Genomic DNA, 17600 nt, shown 5'->3' on the forward strand with positions numbered 1-17600 from the left:
CAGCTTCCGTCACCGCCTCCAGTCCAACTTGCCGAGCGCTGTGCTGATAGTTTCGAGAACGCGTTTCACCTGTTTCTTGTCCGCCTCAAGTATAGCGATACGTTCCGGCTTTCTGGCCCGTTTCAGATCAGCCTCAATCCACTCCAGTTCTTTCTGGAACTCTGTTTGCTTCTCGCGCCACCTCAGAACCTCCGCCAACGCTTCCTTCGTTGCAGGTCCCTCAATCCGGGCCATGCCGGTATCCATATCGATCTTCACCTGATCCGGATGCGGTAGCGGATCTGGCAGATTTGTAATCGCAAGTATTTCCCGGCGGTGCAGTTCTTCTTCCCAGTCTATCTTGTAATCCAGTGCCGCACAGAACCATTCATCCACCTGAGCCTTGTTCTGACGCTCGGTGCTGGAGAGCATCTCGGCAAAAAGACGCTGTGCCCGGTGCTGGCCCTTGGCAGCATTGACGGCCATTGACCGGACGATAGCCTGCGCCATAGGGACCGAGACATTGCGATGGCCGTCGCGAACCGTGATACGGCGATAGGCTTCCTCGAGGACAATCTCTTTGAGCCGCTCTTCATTGAGGGCGGGCTTCTTGTTGCGGGACCCTCGCGGACGGCCTCTGGGGTTGCCGGAGCGGCCTGGCTTGAAGCGTATCTCTTCTGGTGGCCTTCCATAACCTACGTCATAGCGGGCACCAGCTTGAGCGTCGGGCGGGATGAGCTTCGGGCCCTTCATTCGGCTGCCTCAAGTGAGAGTGCAGGCGCAGGTGGTGCCCAGCCACACAAGACCTGTTCGGCCGCGTCATTGGCATAAGTCTCCCAGCGGGCCAAAATGCGATCGCAGTAAATCTCATCAAGTTCACAGAGATACGCCCGACGCCCGGTCTTTTCTGCCGCGATCAGCGTCGATCCGGAACCACCGAAGATGTCGAGCACGATATCGCCGCGCCCCGAGACATCGCGGATGGCATCCGCAATCATCTGCACCGGCTTGACCGTGGGATGCAGCGCAAGTTCCTCCATCCGCCCAGTCCGCATCGTGTTCACCCTGCGATACTCCCAGACATTGGTCCGGTAGCGACCATGCTGACCCAACTCGAACGTGTTGATATGCGGGGCATCACCCTTCTTGAAGACGAAGACCAACTCATGTCGTGAGCGATAGAAAGTCCCCATGCCACCATTGTCCTTGGCCCAGACAATCAGGTTCTCGAACGAACTGTATACGCTCTGTCCTGCCGCCAGCATCTCACCCATATGACGCCAGTCCATGCAGATGAAGTGGATGGATCCATCAGCACTGTGATCCGCGAGGTTCTGAAAAGCGGACTGCAGAAAGCCGGTGAATGCCTCAACCGACATCTCCCCGGACGCCATGGCGAACTCCCGATGCTGGATCTTCCCGGAATTCCTCACATGGCCGTCGATGGGCACGTTATACGGCGGGTCTGTAAAGACCATGCGGGATGTCTCTCCGTCCATCAATTCCTCAATGACCGCACCGTCCAATGCATCGCCGCAGATCAGCCGGTGCCGGCCCAACTGCCAGATGTCACCCGGACGAATTCGGGATGGCGGCATCTCCGGGGGCATGCTGGAGCGCCCCGTCCTGCAGAAACTGATGGACGACATTGCCGCAGGCCGTGTTGACATGGTGGTGGTCTACAAGATCGACCGGCTGACCCGCTCACTGGCCGATTTTGCAAAGCTGGTCGAGCGTCTGGAGGCTGCCAACTGTTCCTTTGTTTCTGTCACTCAGGCGTTCAACACTTCCTCCTCAATGGGCCGCCTGACGCTCAACGTGCTATTGTCCTTTGCCCAGTTCGAACGCGAGGTTACCGCTGAACGCATTCGCGACAAGATCGCGGCCTCCAAGAAAAAAGGCCTCTGGATGGGCGGTGTGCCGCCGATTGGATATGATCCACACCCAGATCCGATGCGCCGAGAACTCGTCGTCAATGATGGTGAGGCGGATGTGGTCAAACAGATCTTTGCACTCTACCGCCAACACAGATGCCTGAATGCTCTCACCCGCGCAGCGACGGAGGCAGGGCTGCGCTCGAAGCGGCATCAGTTTGCCTCCGGTCGGGTACAGGGCGGGAACATCTTCAGCCGCGGCCAGATCCACAAACTGCTGACCAACCCGGTCTATATCGGGCGGATCCGCCATAAGGAGCAGACCTTTCCCGGACGGCATGCAGGCATCATCACACAGGATGTCTGGGATGAGGTGCAGAGGATGCTGCAATCCGCCAGCGCCAGGCGCAGGGGGGCGGCACCCGGCAGTCGCGCCACAGGTCCGGCGCCGCTGAAAGGAAAGTTCCGCGATGAGACAGGTGATACGCTGACGCCATCGCATACGCGGCGGAGAGGCAAACGCCTCGGCTATTACATCTCCAACCGACTGGTCTCCGGCGGCACCGACCCGACAGGCTGGCGCATCCCGGCCCGTTCCTTCGAACAGGCAGTCTTGATGTGTATTGTCGACCACCTCGCAGATCATGCCCGGCGACATGCTGTTCTCGCCTCGGCAGATGTGGCGACGTCCTCCTTGGCCTCCGAGGCAATAGACACTCTGTGCAGTCAGCTGATGGCAGACGGGCTTCCCGCCGCGGCCGCCTTGATCAGCAGAGGACAGATCATCACCGGACAGATCCTGATCAATCTCGACGCCGATGCCCTCAGAAAAGCGACCGGGCTGAAAGAGGCGAACCTGATGCCGGAGTTGCTGTGTGTCAGAGCGCCCTTCACCTCCCGCCGACGTGGTGTCGAATTGAAGATCATCGCCGGGACAGCTTGCCCCAGACCCGATGCTGCGATGATCCGCGGCCTGCGCCGCGCGCATCTCTGGACCACGAGATTGAAGTCAGGCGTCCCAATGCGACGGCTTGCTACAGAAGCAGGGGTGACGGAGCGCTACATCGCGCGGCTCGTGCCACTTTCCGGGCTTTCGCCAAAAATCCAGATCGCGATTCTGAAAGGCACCCAGCCGGCAGATCTTACTCTCGAGCGACTGGTGCGCTATCCCCTGCCTCTGGACTGGGCAGAACAGGAACAGATGCTCGAAAGAGGCAAATAGCCCGTTCCCTGTTATTCCGAATTAAGTTCCCTGAGCTACTCCAATAAATTCCCTGATACGTAGGATATAATTCCCTGTTATTTCGCACAGGGAAATCTCTCGTAACAGACTGATATTGCGTCGCTATTCAGAGCGAAATCGCAGAAATCGATCTAAAAATTTCCAAATTCCCTGTTCTTTCCCTGTAAACCGGAATGCACCCAGCAGATATCACCCTGAACGGACCGCTGTTTTTGCAGCAGTGAGACGCATGGAGAAATTGGGCGCAATCAGTCATGACGGTGCGTCTCAAGGGGAAACGCGTATGCGCAAGCCACTGAATTCTCGCGGGAATTCACAGCCGTTCGGAACTGGCACAGGGAGACAGGTGTCGGTGGCGGAGAGGCAGGGATTCGAACCCTGGGTACTGTTACCAGCACAACGGTTTTCGAGACCGCCCCATTCGACCGCTCTGGCACCTCTCCGCGATCCGGGCCGGGCCCTTGCGGGTCCGGTGGAGGGCGGGAAACTAGCGGAACCGTCGGGCGGGCGCAAGCGCTGCGGCATGGCCGGTGCCGGCACCCTTCTGATCGCGGTTCTGGAGGCTGGTATCTGCGCTCCGGCAGTCCCTGAATGACCGGAACAGTCGCCCGAATTCCTCCCCGCCTGACGGGCTGATGGCCGCCGCCTGCCCCCGGCATTACCTCCCGCACCGGCCATCAGACCAGATGGCATATTCATTGCTTTATCCCTTGCTGACAGAGGGTATCAGAAAGCGATGAGGCAGGAAGATGAGTGTTTCAGCTATCGGATCAGGAAACGGTGTTATTGCCGCTTTGCGGCCGACCGGGCAGGAAACGGCGGGGCATCCGCCACCGGAAGAGCCGCAAAACGCAGTCCGGCGAAAAGCTGGCCCAGCCCAAACTGACCCGGCAAATTCTGCACAGCGGCCGGCCGTTTCTACCCGTTCACTGGTCTCCAGCGAGATGAACGCAATCCTGTTGCAGCAACAACAGGTGGCGGCCTCCGGTGCCGGGGAAGACCCGGTCATGAACACGAACAAGGGCTATCGCGAACTGGATCTCGATGCCTATTTCTCTGACAATCCCGAGGTTAAGGGAGACCTCCGGGACGTGCCGTTCCTGCTGCCCTCACCGGACAACATCACGGCAATTTCGGAACATGTCTCGGAGCGGCTGAAACAGGTCATGGCGGAACATGGCATTCCGGCTGCCCCGGAACAGATCAGCTATGACAATGAAGGCCGGATGCAGCTTCCGCCGGACTATCCCTACGCGGAGGACTTTAAACAGGCATTACAGGACAATCCGGGGCTGGACCGTGAGCTGCGCACCGTCAATGCACTGACCTCCCATTATGTGGAGATTCAGAAAAGCGCACCCTTCCGGGAGGAATATGCCGCCGCCCGGACACAGGCCGAGGCCGAAGCCATCATTTCCAAATACAGCTATCTGTTTAACGATAACCGACAATCGTCCAGCATCGCGCTGGAGTTCAGCGAAGATGGCGACCTCCGGCCAGCCGCAGATGGCAAGCCCGTGAATTTTGCCTGACCGGAGACCGGATCAGATACCCTGCCCCTGCGGGAACCGGCGGATTGACAGGTCATCCACATCAATCGCCGGTTGCTTGCCGGACATCAGATCGGCGAGCAGCCGTCCCGAGCCCGGCCCCATGGTCCAGCCGAGAGTTCCATGCCCGGAGTTCAGCCAGAGATTGCTGAACTTCGTCGGCCCGATCAGCGGACCGCCATCCGGCAGCATCGGGCGCAGACCGGTCCAGAACTTCACTTCCGACAGATCGCCGCCTTTCGGGAACAGGTCCCGGACGATATGGAACAGCATCTCGCAGCGGCCATGGCTGAGCTTCAGATTGTAGCCGGTCAGCTCTGCCGTTCCCGCCGCCCGGATGCGGTCGCCGAGGCGGGTAATCGCCACCTTTGATTTTTCATCCATCATGGTCGAGACCGGTGCCCCGTCCTCGTCAATGATCGGCACGGTGACGGAATAGCCCTTCACAGGATAGATCTGGGTGCGGATACCATGCGGCCGAAGCAGCATCGGCGTGTAGCTGCCAAGTGCCGCGACATAGGCATCCGCCGTGAGGTTACCCTGATCGGTCTCGATATGGCGCACCGTGTCACCATCGGCGATCAGCTTCCTGATCTTCACCCCATAGCGGAAGACAACCCCCAGCGCCTCGGCCTTTTTCGCCAGAGATTCCGTGAACTGGAAACAGTCGCCGGTTTCATCGCCCGGCAGCAACAGACCGCCCGCGACCTTCTCTGACACATGTTTCAGGGCCGGTTCCTGACCGATACAGCCGTCGCGGTCGAGGATCGAATGCTCGATCCCGAACTCTTTCAGAATCTCGACATCCTTTGCCGCATCATCGACGCCTTTCTGATCACGGAACATCTGCAAGGTGCCCTTCATCCGCTCATCATAGCCGATGCCGGTTTCCCCGCGGATCTCCTCCAGACAGTCACGGCTGTAGGCCGCGACCTTCAGCATCCGTGACTTGTTCACCTTGTAGGCGCTGCTGTTGCAGTTCTTCAGCATGCGGAACAACCAGCGAAACATGTAGATGTCGATGCGCGGACGAATGACCAGCGGCGAATGCTTGTGCAGCATCCATTTGATCGCCTTCACCGGCATACCCGGCCCGGCCCAGGGCGCGGAATATCCGGGAGAGACTTCCCCCGCATTGGCAAAACTGGTCTCCAGCCCCGCCCCTTCCTGCCGGTCGATCACTGTGACCTCATGCCCCTCCTTCGCCAGATAATAGGCGGTGGAAACACCAATCACGCCGCTGCCGAGAACCAGAACCTTCATCACCATTCCCCCTGTCATTCCCCAACCGGGCCATCGCCCTGACCCGCCCGCAGAACACTGCACGCTTGCCCCCGCCCCGGCAAGGGACAGACTGAGAGCGTTACCTGATCCAGAACGGGATTTGCGACCTTGCCCACAGCCGGTCTGCCGGTTAGCTTCCCGGAATGGCCGCGTGGTGGAATTGGTAGACACAGCAGACTTAAAATCTGCCTTGGGGCAACCCGAGTGCCGGTTCAAGTCCGGCCGCGGCCACCACAACGGCTTTGCAAAGCAAAGTCGTGAAATAAACCTCAGAGTTTATTGAGCCACAGTCGTTTCACCGAAACGACGAAAGCGTTGTCCAACCATATAGTTGATCAAACATCAGGCAGCCTGATTATCGCAAGGCCAGCACTATAGACTCTGCTTAACTCGCATCTCACCCCCATTTTCTCCACGTCCCCTCCCCGCCGCACAGCACTGCCCGGCGGGGAAGATGTCGCAGTCAGAGCTGGTCTTCGAGACGGTCCGTGGCCGGGGCCGGGGTTCGGGACAGGTTGGCGATCTGTTCATACAGTTCCGCCGTCATATCAATTTTGACAGAGTCCAGTGAGGGCTGGAGCTGTTCCACATTACGGGCACCGACGATCGGGCTGGTGACGGCAGGGTTTGCGCCGGCCCAGGCAACGGCGAGGCTGACCGGATGTACGTTCAGAGACTTCGCCAGTTTCGTGAAATCACCTGCCGTGTCATAGGCCCAGCTTTCGCTGTAGCGTTTTGCATAGCCCTTGTTGTTGATGAGACGACCGGCATCGGGCTTGTTGTCCGGGCCGTATTTGCCGCTGAGCAGACCACCACCGACAGGGCTGTAAGTGATGACCCCGAGGTCTTCGGCCAGCGCCAGCGGGAAGATTTCGGATTCAGCCTGACGTTTGACCAGACTGTACATCGGCTGGATGACATCGAGACGTGACCAGCCCTTGCGTTCGGCGATACCTAGACCCTTGGCAATCTGCCAGGCCGCGTAGTTGCTGGCACCGAGATGCACCACCTTGCCCTGCGTCACCAGGTTTTCCAGCGCACGAAGGGTTTCCTCCAGCGGGGTTTCCTTGTCCCAGCGATGCATGAACAGAACATCCAGCCGGTCGGTGCCGAGGCGTTTCAGACTGTCTTCGACAGCGCGGGGAATATGCCGGCGATTGCCGCCACCCGCGTTGATATCCGGGCCGGTCGAATTGAAGCATTTCGAGGTGATGACGAGGTCATCGCGTTCACCGGCAATCAGCTTGCCGAGGATTTCTTCTGCCCGGCCCTTGCTGTAGCCGTTGGCGCAATCATAGAAGTTGATCCCCGCATCACGGGTGGCCTTGTACATTTTTGCTGATTCTGCGGCATCTGCATCGCCGCCGAAAGACATGGTGCCGAAGCAGAGTTGTGAGACCTTAATGCCGGTCCGGCCAAGCAGCTTGTAGTTCATGCTGAAATCGTCCTGATATGAAATTGGATGCGCCCCCGGTCGGGAGTCCGCACAGTTTGTCTGACCCCATGCTGCCACAAATTCTCCGGAGCAAAACCTCCGTTATCGATCATCTCACGATATGGGATTGATCCTGATCAAAGCCATCAGCTTCAGGGCGGTCTACATAGTTCCCCATGAACCGATTTCTGCCTGATTACGCCAACGCGACCGTCCCGCGATATACCAGCTATCCGACGGCATTGCAGTTTCACGAGCTGGACGAACAGACCTACAGACGCTGGCTTCGGTCATTGCGGCAACAGGAACGGTTGTCTGTCTATCTGCATGTACCCTTCTGCCACCAGCTTTGCTGGTATTGTGGCTGCGCGACAGAGGTCAACCGGCGCACAGAAAATGCCGAAGCCTATGCCCGGACCCTGGAGCAGGAGATCGAGATGGTCGCTGCCCAGACAGCGCCAACAGGGGGAATCGGTCATCTGCATTTCGGCGGCGGCACCCCGACACAGCTTCTCCCGATCGATTTCCGGCGCCTGTTCACGATCCTGGACCGGAGCTTCGGCTTTACGGAAGATGCCGAGCGGGCGGTCGAAGTCGACCCCCGGCGGCTGGAACCGGAAATGGTAGAGGCTTTCGCGGCATCCGGGATCAACCGGGTGAGCCTTGGTGTGCAGGATATTGATCCGGAGGTTCAGGCACTGATCAACCGGCTGCAACCCCTTGAGACCGTCATGAAGGCCGTCGACCGGTTACGTGAAGCCGGCATCATGCGGATTTCGATGGATATGATTTATGGCCTGCCCGGGCAGACCGAGTCCCATGTCCGTGCCACAGCCCGGGCCATTGCGGCGGCGGGTGCTTCGCGAGTCTCGGTCTTCGGCTATGCGCATGTGCCCTGGTTCCGCAAACACCAGAAGGCCATTGACGAGACCCGGCTGCCCGGTGCTACCGAACGCTTCGAACAGATGCTGGCCGCCGCCGATGAACTGCAAAATGCCGGATACAGCAATATCGGTTTTGACCATTTTGCCCGCCCCGATGACGGGCTTGTCATTGCACGGGAAGCGGGTCGCCTGCGCCGGAATTTTCAGGGCTATACAGACGATCAGGCCGCCACAATGCTGGGATTCGGGTCGTCCTCAATCGGCAGCCTGCCCGACGGTTATGTGCAGAACGCTGCGTCATCACGCGACTGGCAGGCCTTGCTGGCCGAAGACCGGCTACCCGTGGTGCGGGGATATGCCGCAACATTTGAAGACAAATTACGACGACGCCTGATTGAAGAAGTCATGTGCTATGGCGCAGTGGATGGTGCCGCAATCTGTCGGGATTTCGGTGTCGATACCAGACTGGTGGAAAACGCCTTTGCCAGGTTACCGCAACTTGCCGACGACGGGCTGGTCACGTACGACCGGCAGGGGCTTACGCTGCGGGCGACAGATACCGGCCGTCTGTACCTGCGCAACATCGCCGCCTGCTTCGACCCGACACATATCTCCCGCGCGGGGAAACATAGCCGCGCAATCTGATACGGGAATCAGGTCGGGAACTTCTCCCGCAGGGCTGTCACCTGTTCCGGCGTCAGGTAACTGGTTTTTGCATGACGCAGCATCAGGAACAGCTTTGCTGTCTCCTCCAGTTCTTCCGTCGCATAAACCGCGTCTTCCAGTGACTTGCCGGCCACTACCGGACCGTGATTGGCCAGCAGGACCGCGTGATGATCAGACGCCATCTCGCGCACGGCCTTCGCCAGATCCAGATCACCCGGCGGAAAATAGGGTACCAGCGGCAGTTTACCGATCTTCATCACGTAATAAGCCGTGATCGGCGGCAGCACATCCATCGGATCAACATCCGCCAGACAACTGACCGCAACCGAATGGGTGGAATGCAGATGAACCACAGCGCCCGTTTTCGGCCGTTCCTCATACATCGCGCGATGCAGGAATGTCTCCTTTGTCGGCTTGTCACCACTGACATGCCGCCCCTGATCGTCCAGCTTTGCCAGCCGCGCAGGGTCCAGTTCGCCCATGGTTGAGCCTGTCGGGGTCATCAGCCAGCCATCATCGACTCGCACACTGATGTTCCCGGAACTGCCAAATGTCAGCCCCCTCGTGAACATGGACCGGGCCATTTTCACGATATTTTCCCGTATTTTTGTCTCAGTCACAGTATTTTCCATGAAATTTTGCCGAATCAAGCACTGAACAGGCCATATGTCGACGGTTATTCTGGCAATTAAGGATAATTCATTGTACTTAGATACAGGGTATTGGTGGGAGTAGGGAAGTGGGAAAGAACGCATGGCGCATATAGGCGTTGCGCATGTGACCAGGCTTGCAAAAGAGCCTATCCGGGCGGCATTTGCCGAATTCTGGCCGGAAGCGAAGGTCACTGATTTCGGGGATTATGACCTTCCTCCTGTCCGGGCTGCTGCGGGTTGTGAAACACCGGAGATCAAACACCGGATCGCAAGCCTTGCCGCACAGGCAATGGATGCTGGCGTTGATGGTCTGCTTTTCACCTGTACCGCTTTCTGTGAATCGATTGATCAGGTTGCGGAAAGGCTGCCCGTTCCGGTTCTTAAACCGAATGAAGCCATGTTTCGTGAAGCCCTGATGAACGGCGGTCGTGTCGGCCTCGTCGCGACATTTGCGCCCAGCCTTCAGGCAATGTCGGATGAATATGCCGCGATCGCCCGCGAAGTCGGCGGAAACCCGGAATTGCAGACAGCCTATGCCGACGGTGCCATGAGCGCCGCCCTGTCGGGCAATTCATGGAAGCATGACACCCTGATAGCCGAAGCCGCCCAGAGCCTTGGCAAATGCGACGTCATCATGATGGCCCAACTTTCGATGACATCCGCCCGCAACACAGTTCGGGAACTTACCGGTATTGAAGCCCTTACCAGTCCGGCCAGTGCCGTAAAGATGCTTCGTTTCATGATTGACGAGCAGGCTCGTGCCTCATCACTTCAGGCTCTCTGACGACGCTATCCGGCGCGTTACTGCGCGACAGGGAAAGCCCCATCTCATCGATGATGTAACGGCGAGCACCACAGCTCTGGTTGTTATCGACATGCAGGTCTATTTCATCGGCGATGGCATGCCGGCTGCGGCACCGGTCGCAAAGGAAATTGTCCCCGCAATCAACCAGCTCGCAGAGCGCCTGCGCCAGGCCGGGGGACAGGTTATCTGGATTGTGACCGACGGCTCACCTGCTGCCTCTGATGGCTGGTCCGGATATCGTGCCCTGCATTCAGATGCAGCCTGGACGCGACGCCAGACTTTTCTTGCACCGGACGGTGAAGGCTATCCTCTCTGGCCGGACCTCCGGACAAGCCCGGACGATATTACCCTGGTCAAGTCACGCTACAGCGCTTTCGCACCGGAATCCTCGGCACTCGACGCCACACTCCGGCAGTATGGCGTCGATACCCTGCTGATTGCAGGCACTGCGACCGGGGTCTGCTGCCAGTCGACAGCCGTCGATGCCATGCAGCACAACTACCGGGTTGCCATGCTGTCTGACGCCCTTGCCGCGCAATCTGACGAAGAACATGCCGGTGCCCTCAATCAGTTCTATCTGCGCTTCGGCGACGTCCTGACCACACAGCAGGTCATTGACCGGCTACGCTAGTCGAGACCAGCCTCAGTAGTGACGACCGTTTGCAGCCCGGTCGAGAGCCAGAATGAGAAAGGGATCATTTCCCAGTCCGGTCTCATCAAGAAAATCGATCAGATCATCACCACCAATCCGCTCAATATGTTCACGAACCGCCATCAGGCGTGACATGGTCTCATGACCCCAGCGTTCCCGCAGAAAGTTTACGGTCGTGCGCTGACGTTCCTCGTTCATCTCGTCACTGTTCCAGTGCGGGTCCGTCAGCGCCCGGCTGTAAGACGCCAGAACACCATTCAGTTCACCCTGATTCAGCCCCGCCTTGTGGCACCAGTTCTGTGCTGCTCCAAAGCCGCCGGCATTGATCTCCATGCCCGGCGGCATGGCCAGCTGATCGAATCTGTAGTCATCGGGGGTGGCAGGCACCACCGGGGCGGTTTCCTCTGCCGAGGTCTCGAATTCCGGATCATCGTCAGACGACGGACGGAGGAGACTTTGCGGGCCGGAAGCCTTCAGCGGGTCACGGGGATCAATCATTCTGCAACTCCTGTCTTCAGTTTCAAACGAAGACCGGAAACTGGCCGATAACCGGCATGGGAAATAGCCGACAGGATTAATTTTTCTGCGGGGTTTTCCGACAGAACTGCAATGAACGGGAAACGCCCTGCGTCATCGCCGTCCGGGTTTTCGCCAGCCCTCAGGCGCGGCCTGCGACCATGCCGCATCAAAACCGCGTCGTGAAAGCTGCGGAAACCGGGTTTGCGCAACCGCATATAGCGCATCCTTGCTGTCCGGGCTTTCCCCGTTCGCTGCCAGTGCTTCAATCCAGTCACGGCAGGCCGCGCGCGGGCTCTGACCGGTCAAGCTTCGGCCGCTGTTCCAGGATCTGTGGCCAAGCCCTGCAATCAGGACACGCAACGGGTCTTCAGCGATCAGTATCTGGTCAGCAATGGGCCGGATCTGTTGGGATGATATCCGCCAGGGGTTATCGCCAAATCCGCCCACCCATTGCAGGGGCGGCAGTTCAACAGGCAAATCAGACTCCCCGCTGTTCCGAAGTGCCGGAATTTCTCCACGGGATAACGCGTCACGTAATTTCCGCCAGGCCGACAACCATTGCACCACGTCCGGTGGCGGATCACCCTGGGGTTCGGCAAGCCACGCTGTGGCTTCCAGACCACTGGTCCAGCCAATCCCTTTATCGAGCGTCTCCGCAATATGCCCGACAGCCACAGTCAGACTGACCCAGCCCGGCGGTGTATAACGGGCAGTCAAACTAATGATCCCCGGTGCCGTCCGGCGGCAGCATTTCCATGGCACGTGCAACTGCCTGCTCGAAGTCCTCCAGCAGGGCCTCGTTTCCCCCGGACACCGCATCCAGATAGGCACTGACATCCTTGCGGATAATGCCCATCGTATTTCCCGGATCATAGCCTTCCCGGGCAAACTTGATCCGGTCGTAATTATCACCAAACCAGCTGGAACCGGAACTGGAGGACATGACTTCCCGCAGCTTGTCCGGGTCAAGACCAAATTCCGGCGCCAGCAGACCAACCCGCCGGACCGCCGCAACTGATGCCGCGCAGACAAAGTTGTTCAGCACCTTGCAGGACATGCCCGCCGCAACCGGGCCGAGATGATGGAAAGTCTCTCCCATCGTCTGCAATAAAGGCATCAGTGCGGAGATATCTGCCTCTGCCCCGCCCAGCATGAAAGTCAGGGAACCGGCCTCCGCCGAATAGGGACCGCCGGACATCGGTGCATCTACCAGCCTCATCTTTCCAGACAGCCGCTCCTGCAATCCGGAAACAAAACGCGGCGATACCGTAGAGCAGATAACCAGCAACTCCGGCGCTTGCGGATGGCTGGCCATCGCCTGCTCACCAAATAACAGCGCCTCGGTCTGACGGATATCGCGGACGACAGAAAACAAGATATCGACCGTCCCGGCGAATTCCGAAGGGTCTGTAACAAACCGCTCACCCAGTAAGGGAAAGTCGGATGCGGGTCTGACATCATGGCCCAGAATCCGGAAGCCCGCCTCTGCCATACGCCGAGCCATCGGGTAGCCCATGTCGCCCAGACCGGCGACCCCAATCGTTTTCTCTGTCAGTTTCCGAGTCGCCATTTTTGCCGTCCAGATAGTGTGATCACAGTGTCCTTCACAACGAAGACTCAAAAAATAACTTGTCCGTGAATGACTTACAGAACCAGAAAATAATTAGTGATCTTTTAAGAAGCTATGCCTAACGTCTAGGCGGGGTCGGGTAATTGTGGAGGGTATATTTGTGAGCAATCCAGTTCAGATTGGCGACTTCTATCAGCGCAACGACGCAACCCATTTCGTCTGGCAGGTGGTGGAGCTTTTCACCCCGCGGAAAGAGCAACCGCATGCCCGGGTCAGCCTGATGAGCGATCCGTCAGACCGCAGACTGATTTCGGTTTCCGCATTGCGTGACAACCGGCTGTTCAAGCAGGTTGAACGGAGTGGCCGGGAAGCCGCCTGACCATCATTCCGGCAGGCGACGGCCTTTCAGTTTACGGTATAGCCTGCCATCGACCGATATCAGTCCGGCAAAGATCAGCAACATTCCGGCGAAGGCAGATGCTTCCGGCGCTTCATCCAGAAATGCGATGCCCAGCGCCATGGCGCTGATCGGGATCAGCAAGGTCACCAGCATAAGGTTGGTTGAACCGACGCTGCTGAGCAGCCGGAAATAGATCAGATATGCCAGCGCCGTCGAGACACTCGCCAGACCGACCACCGAAGCGATAACGGACGGCGAGGCATCCACCTCCAGCGGCTGCTCGAACAGCAATGCTGCCGGAACCATGATGACGGACGCCATCAGCAACATCCCTGCTGCGGCAACCATTGGCGTCAGTCCTTTCAGCCGACGGCCCCAGATGCTGGCAAAAGCATAGGACAGGGCACCACCAAGAACAGCCAGCTGCCCTGCATTCGCCATATCAAACCCGGCCAGTGCCGAGGGGCCGATCATCACAACTACACCGGCAATCCCCAGTAACACCCCGGCCAGTTTATTCGCCGTCATACGTTCATCAGTTGTCAGCAGATGCGCCACGAAAACAGTGAACAGAGGTGTCGTGGCATTGAATATCGAGGCAATGCTGCTGGTGACATGCACCTGCCCCCAGACGATGAGGCTGAAAGGAATGACATTGTTCAGCAGTCCCATACCTGCCAGCACAGCCCAGATGCCCCAGCCTGACGGTAAAGCCTTGCCTGTTGCCCGGAGAATGATCAGCAGAATGATCGCAGCCAGCGATACCCGAAGCGCCACAACCGTCAGCGGGCCATAAGCGAGCAGCGCAACCTCGGCAAAAAAGAACGACCCTCCCCAGATGAGCGAGAGAAAGGCGATCAGCGTCCAGTCACGTATTGTCATGAAGTCCCCGGAAACAATGATGCAGTGAATGTAGCCCGCGGGGTCCGGCACAATCTATCCGGCGCTTGTGCGGCTATTGTCAGCTCCGGACAGGCCGACGGGAACAGGATCACGTCCTATTCAAACAAAGGGACGATGTAATCCCAACCCAGCCAGAAGACCACGATAACAGCCAGCACTCCGAGATAGTCTTTCCAGCGTTGCCGGCTTTTCGCAGCCCCCCATCCTTCCGCCAGCGGTTCGCCGCATTTCGGGCAGACAGTCGCATTTCCGGAAATAGACTTGTTGCAGCTTGGACAGGCTTCCATTCCCGTCAGGTCCGGTAATCCGGTGACCTGTCGTCGAGCAGCCGGAGATAGGCATCCCAGGCACTCACTTTCCTGCCCGTCCCCATTACGGAGGACGCACCGCCGCCTTCAAACTGTCGGGCCGTGCGCTCCATCACCTCATCAGACGGCTGGACAATCTCCCGGCCACTGGCCAGCACCTGCATCTGCAACTGGCAGGCCTGCTCCAGATAGTAAATCCGTTTGAATGCCTCGGCGATGGTCGTGCCGGTGGTCAGCAAGCCATGATTGCGCAGGATCATCGAATGATAGCTGCCGAAATCAGCAATCAGCCGCTCACGTTCAGCCAGATCCAGCGCAATGCCCTCATAATCATGATAGGCCAGCCGGTTGTGGAACTGCAGCCCGGCCTGGGTCAGCGGCATGAAACCGTCTTTCAGGCAGGAGACGGCCGAGCCTGCCGCTGAATGGGTATGGATCACGCAGAACACATCATGGCGCGCCGCATGAATGGCGCTGTGAATGGTATATCCGGCAGGATTGATCGGATAGGGAGACGGGGCCAGCAGATTGCCTTCAAGATCAACCTTCACCAGGTCTGAGGCCCTGATCTCGTCATAACGCAGACCATAGGGGTTGATCAGGAAGGCATCTCCCTGACCGGGAACCCGGGCCGTAATGTGATTATATATCAGGTCCGTCAGGCCGAAATGATCAATCAGCCGGTAACAGGCCGCAAGATCGACCCGGACGGCCCATTCCTCGGGGTCAAACCTCCCCTGCCCTGTGCTTGGCTCTGTACTGCTGTCAGGCATGTCCCGGCCTCTTCAGAAATGATCCGGAACCGTATCGGCGAACATCCGACACGGTTCCGGAGTGTAATCAGCTATTCAGCCGCTACCGACGGCAGACCCGCCAGCGCCATGGCGAGTTCTGCCTCGTCATAGACCTGATCCGTCAGCTTGCCGGCGAAGAAGTCCATATAGGCCTGCATGTCGAAATGCCCGTGACCACAAAGATTGAACAGGATGGTCTCGGCCTTGCCTTCCCGCTTGCAGCGAAGCGCCTCATCAATAGCACCTTTAACAGCATGGGTCGCTTCCGGTGCCGGCAGAATGCCTTCGGCGCGGGCAAACTGAACCCCGGCTTCAAAACATCCGACCTGCTTCAGGGCGGCAGATTCAATCAGACCAAGATCCGCAATGTGACTGATCAGCGGTGCCATGCCGTGATAACGCAGGCCACCTGCATGGAAGCCCGGCGGAACGAACGAGCTGCCGAGGGTATGCATCTTGACCATCGGCGTCAGCTTCGCGAGATCACCATAATCATAGGCAAACTTGCCGCGGGTCAGTGTCGGGCAGGCCGCAGGCTCAACTGCAACATAGCGGGTCTGTTTCGCTGCCTTGCCCTGCAATTTCTGGCCGAGGAACGGAAACACGATACCGGCAAAGTTACTGCCGCCACCCGTGCAGCCGACGATGACATCAGGATAATCGTCAGCCATTTCCAGCTGATCAATCGCTTCCATGCCGATAATCGTCTGATGCATCAGCACATGGTTCAGCACCGACCCCAGCGCATATTTGGTATCGTCACGCTGTGCGGCCATTTCAACCGCTTCAGAAATCGCAATGCCCAGGCTGCCCGTGCTGTCCGGGTTTTGCGCCAGAACGGCCCGGCCGGATTGTGTCTCTTCCGACGGACTGGCAACGCAGCGCGCACCATAGGTTTCCATCAGAGCCTTGCGGTACGGCTTCTGCTGGAAGCTGACCTTCACCATATAGACGTCGATTTCGATACCGAACAGTGACCCGGCGAAGGCCAGCGAAGACCCCCACTGACCGGCCCCGGTTTCGGTGGTAATCCGCTTGATACCTGCTTCCTTGTTATAAAAAGCCTGCGGAACAGACGTATTCGGCTTGTGGCTGCCGGACGGGCTGACACCCTCATATTTGTAGTAAATCTTCGCCGGGGTATCGAGAGCCTTCTCCAGCTTCCGGGCCCGGTACAATGGCGACGGACGCCATTGCCGATAGATTTCACGGACCGGCTCCGGGATCTCAATATCCCGTTCGGTGGAAACTTCCTGCCCGATGAGGGCCATCGGGAACAACGGGGCCAGGTCATCCGGACCAATTGGCTGACCGGTTCCGGGATGCAGGACAGGAGCCAGAGGCTCCGGCAGATCCGCCTGCAGGTTGTACCAGGTCTTTGGCATCCTGCTTTCTTCAAGGAAATACTTCACGGTATCTGACATCTGGCTCCCCTTGGTTTTGTCAGTTCTTTTTATCGTTCAGCATCCTAGACCATTCATTTGCGAACGAACAATGCCACAGTTGGATTTCAGCAATCGACAATGCTGGTGCCACAACCACCATCAGCAAACGGGTCAAGCAATGGAAACATTGTCGTCATCATGCCATGGATCAGCCGCTTCAGCGCCGCCAGATCAGATCCGTCTCCGGGATAGAAAATACCGGTAGCACCGGATTCCATCCGATCCTTGTAACAGAATGCAGCCGTGACGATCATCTCCGATGACAGCGGTTCAGGCGACGGCAGCGTTTCCGGACTGCACATCAGGTGATGGCTGAAAGTACCGGGCGCACCGAACAGCATCCGCACCGAATAATTCTCCGTCGATCCCGGCTTCGGACTGGTGGTGAAGCGGACCAGCGGCCCCGCATTCTTGCCGTACATCATGTCCGTAATCAGGTTGTCGAATTCAGGCTGGGGCATCTCATAGAAACGGCCGGAAATCACCACCGGCATATCCCCCTGTCCGGCGACCAGCCCGACCGCTGAAGGTACGCCCGGCTGATAGACATCACCGACCGACCGGTTACAGCCCGCCAGCACCAGCAGACAGGCCAGCATCACAAAAGCCTTCATCATCAGCATCCGACAAGTTTGA

The 17600-nt window shown here is 58.3% G+C and carries 18 protein-coding genes, 2 tRNA genes and 1 pseudogene; 7 read left to right on the forward strand and 14 right to left on the reverse strand.

Annotated elements, in window-relative coordinates; genetic code table 11:
* Positions 1-9: 9 nt before the first annotated feature.
* Together GH722_01490 and GH722_01495 are read right to left on the reverse strand one after the other, a co-directional pair.
* Positions 10-732, reverse strand: coding sequence for a hypothetical protein (locus GH722_01490; GenBank protein MRG70429.1), 723 nt, complete (start codon positions 730-732; stop codon positions 10-12).
* Positions 729-1565: pseudogene (locus GH722_01495) on the reverse strand (DNA methylase N-4). The gene GH722_01490 and the pseudogene GH722_01495 overlap by 4 nt, the downstream one beginning before the upstream one ends.
* Between GH722_01495 and GH722_01500 the strand changes: the two are divergent.
* On the forward strand, positions 1456-3075 hold the full coding sequence (locus GH722_01500) for a recombinase family protein (protein ID MRG70430.1): 1620 nt from the start codon (positions 1456-1458) through the stop codon (positions 3073-3075). The pseudogene GH722_01495 and the gene GH722_01500 overlap by 110 nt on opposite strands.
* A 374-nt stretch (positions 3076-3449) precedes the next feature.
* Here the strand turns inward: GH722_01500 and GH722_01505 are convergent.
* Positions 3450-3539 (reverse strand) — tRNA-Ser (locus GH722_01505).
* A 306-nt stretch (positions 3540-3845) separates the two neighbouring features.
* Here GH722_01505 and GH722_01510 point away from each other — a divergent pair.
* Entirely contained in the window at positions 3846-4628 is a 783-nt protein-coding gene (locus GH722_01510; GenBank protein MRG70431.1) for a hypothetical protein, read from the forward strand.
* A gap of 12 nt (positions 4629-4640) precedes the next feature.
* Here GH722_01510 and GH722_01515 read toward each other — a convergent pair whose 3' ends face one another.
* Positions 4641-5909: an FAD-dependent oxidoreductase gene (locus GH722_01515; GenBank protein ID MRG70432.1), complete on the reverse strand. Its 1269-nt coding sequence runs from the start codon at positions 5907-5909 to the stop codon at positions 4641-4643.
* 166 nt (positions 5910-6075) lie between these two features.
* On the opposite strand from GH722_01515, the gene GH722_01520 reads away from it, so the two are divergent.
* Positions 6076-6164, forward strand: a tRNA-Leu gene (locus tag GH722_01520).
* Between the two features lie 229 nt (positions 6165-6393).
* Here the strand turns inward: GH722_01520 and GH722_01525 are convergent.
* The gene (locus GH722_01525) at positions 6394-7365 is read right to left on the reverse strand and encodes an aldo/keto reductase (protein ID MRG70433.1); all 972 of its coding nucleotides are present in this window, start codon (positions 7363-7365) and stop codon (positions 6394-6396) included.
* A 176-nt stretch (positions 7366-7541) separates the two neighbouring features.
* Between GH722_01525 and hemN the strand changes: the two genes are divergently transcribed.
* On the forward strand, positions 7542-8894 hold the full coding sequence (gene hemN, locus GH722_01530; protein ID MRG70434.1) for an oxygen-independent coproporphyrinogen III oxidase: 1353 nt from the start codon (positions 7542-7544) through the stop codon (positions 8892-8894).
* 8 nt (positions 8895-8902) lie between these two features.
* Here hemN and GH722_01535 read toward each other — a convergent pair whose 3' ends face one another.
* Complete coding sequence (locus tag GH722_01535) at positions 8903-9547, reverse strand: aldolase (GenBank protein ID MRG70435.1); 645 nt, start codon at positions 9545-9547, stop codon at positions 8903-8905.
* Between the two features lie 121 nt (positions 9548-9668).
* Here GH722_01535 and GH722_01540 point away from each other — a divergent pair, with 121 nt between their 5' ends.
* Both GH722_01540 and GH722_01545 read left to right on the forward strand, forming a co-directional pair.
* A complete protein-coding gene (locus GH722_01540) occupies positions 9669-10352 on the forward strand; it encodes an arylsulfatase (GenBank protein MRG70436.1) in 684 nt (227 codons plus the stop codon).
* Positions 10327-11004 carry an isochorismatase family protein gene (locus GH722_01545; GenBank protein MRG70437.1) on the forward strand — a complete coding sequence of 226 codons (678 nt, stop codon included), beginning with the start codon at positions 10327-10329 and terminating at the stop codon, positions 11002-11004. Before GH722_01540 ends, GH722_01545 begins: the two co-directional genes overlap by 26 nt.
* A gap of 12 nt (positions 11005-11016) precedes the next feature.
* Here GH722_01545 and GH722_01550 read toward each other — a convergent pair whose 3' ends face one another.
* From GH722_01550 to GH722_01560, 3 genes are all read right to left on the reverse strand, one after another.
* Entirely contained in the window at positions 11017-11523 is a 507-nt protein-coding gene (locus tag GH722_01550) for a hypothetical protein (protein MRG70438.1), read from the reverse strand.
* 132 nt (positions 11524-11655) lie between these two features.
* Positions 11656-12261, reverse strand: coding sequence for a hypothetical protein (locus GH722_01555; protein MRG70439.1), 606 nt, complete (start codon positions 12259-12261; stop codon positions 11656-11658).
* Position 12262: 1 nt separating this feature from the next.
* Positions 12263-13114, reverse strand: coding sequence for an NAD-binding protein (locus GH722_01560; GenBank protein ID MRG70440.1), 852 nt, complete (start codon positions 13112-13114; stop codon positions 12263-12265).
* Positions 13115-13274: 160 nt separating this feature from the next.
* On the opposite strand from GH722_01560, the gene GH722_01565 reads away from it, so the two are divergent.
* A complete protein-coding gene (locus tag GH722_01565; GenBank protein MRG70441.1) occupies positions 13275-13493 on the forward strand; it encodes a hypothetical protein in 219 nt (72 codons plus the stop codon).
* A 3-nt stretch (positions 13494-13496) separates the two neighbouring features.
* On the opposite strand, the gene GH722_01570 is transcribed toward GH722_01565, so the two are convergent.
* The 5 genes from GH722_01570 to GH722_01590 form a co-directional block, all read right to left on the reverse strand.
* A complete protein-coding gene (locus GH722_01570; GenBank protein ID MRG70442.1) occupies positions 13497-14396 on the reverse strand; it encodes an EamA family transporter in 900 nt (299 codons plus the stop codon).
* Positions 14397-14512: 116 nt separating this feature from the next.
* Positions 14513-14704: a zinc-ribbon domain-containing protein gene (locus tag GH722_01575; GenBank protein ID MRG70443.1), complete on the reverse strand. Its 192-nt coding sequence runs from the start codon at positions 14702-14704 to the stop codon at positions 14513-14515.
* Between the two features lie 5 nt (positions 14705-14709).
* Positions 14710-15498: a class II aldolase/adducin family protein gene (locus GH722_01580; GenBank protein ID MRG70444.1), complete on the reverse strand. Its 789-nt coding sequence runs from the start codon at positions 15496-15498 to the stop codon at positions 14710-14712.
* A 71-nt stretch (positions 15499-15569) separates the two neighbouring features.
* Positions 15570-16943, reverse strand: a complete 1374-nt coding sequence (locus GH722_01585) for a TrpB-like pyridoxal phosphate-dependent enzyme (GenBank protein ID MRG70445.1) — start codon at positions 16941-16943, stop codon at positions 15570-15572.
* Positions 16944-17029: 86 nt separating this feature from the next.
* Complete coding sequence (locus tag GH722_01590; protein ID MRG70446.1) at positions 17030-17578, reverse strand: hypothetical protein; 549 nt, start codon at positions 17576-17578, stop codon at positions 17030-17032.
* Positions 17579-17600 lie beyond the last annotated feature (22 nt).

Source organism: Alphaproteobacteria bacterium HT1-32, from assembly GCA_009649675.1.
Taxonomy (GTDB): Bacteria; Pseudomonadota; Alphaproteobacteria; order Rhodospirillales; family HT1-32; genus HT1-32.

Excerpts from the sequence above, each read along its gene's own strand:
- GH722_01510 (MRG70431.1), top strand. The coding sequence starts at position 3,846 with ATGAGTGTTTCAGCTATCGGATCAGGAAACGGTGTTATTGCCGCTTTG.
- GH722_01500 (MRG70430.1), top strand. The coding sequence starts at position 1,456 with ATGCGGGATGTCTCTCCGTCCATCAATTCCTCAATGACCGCACCGTCC.
- GH722_01525 (MRG70433.1), bottom strand. The coding sequence starts at position 7,365 with ATGAACTACAAGCTGCTTGGCCGGACCGGCATTAAGGTCTCACAACTC.
- GH722_01585 (MRG70445.1), bottom strand. The coding sequence starts at position 16,943 with ATGTCAGATACCGTGAAGTATTTCCTTGAAGAAAGCAGGATGCCAAAG.
- GH722_01580 (MRG70444.1), bottom strand. The coding sequence starts at position 15,498 with ATGCCTGACAGCAGTACAGAGCCAAGCACAGGGCAGGGGAGGTTTGAC.
- hemN (MRG70434.1), top strand. The coding sequence starts at position 7,542 with ATGAACCGATTTCTGCCTGATTACGCCAACGCGACCGTCCCGCGATAT.
- GH722_01535 (MRG70435.1), bottom strand. The coding sequence starts at position 9,547 with ATGGAAAATACTGTGACTGAGACAAAAATACGGGAAAATATCGTGAAA.
- GH722_01560 (MRG70440.1), bottom strand. The coding sequence starts at position 13,114 with ATGGCGACTCGGAAACTGACAGAGAAAACGATTGGGGTCGCCGGTCTG.
- GH722_01550 (MRG70438.1), bottom strand. The coding sequence starts at position 11,523 with ATGATTGATCCCCGTGACCCGCTGAAGGCTTCCGGCCCGCAAAGTCTC.
- GH722_01570 (MRG70442.1), bottom strand. The coding sequence starts at position 14,396 with ATGACAATACGTGACTGGACGCTGATCGCCTTTCTCTCGCTCATCTGG.
- GH722_01490 (MRG70429.1), bottom strand. The coding sequence starts at position 732 with ATGAAGGGCCCGAAGCTCATCCCGCCCGACGCTCAAGCTGGTGCCCGC.
- GH722_01590 (MRG70446.1), bottom strand. The coding sequence starts at position 17,578 with ATGAAGGCTTTTGTGATGCTGGCCTGTCTGCTGGTGCTGGCGGGCTGT.
- GH722_01515 (MRG70432.1), bottom strand. The coding sequence starts at position 5,909 with ATGAAGGTTCTGGTTCTCGGCAGCGGCGTGATTGGTGTTTCCACCGCC.
- GH722_01575 (MRG70443.1), bottom strand. The coding sequence starts at position 14,704 with ATGGAAGCCTGTCCAAGCTGCAACAAGTCTATTTCCGGAAATGCGACT.
- GH722_01540 (MRG70436.1), top strand. The coding sequence starts at position 9,669 with ATGGCGCATATAGGCGTTGCGCATGTGACCAGGCTTGCAAAAGAGCCT.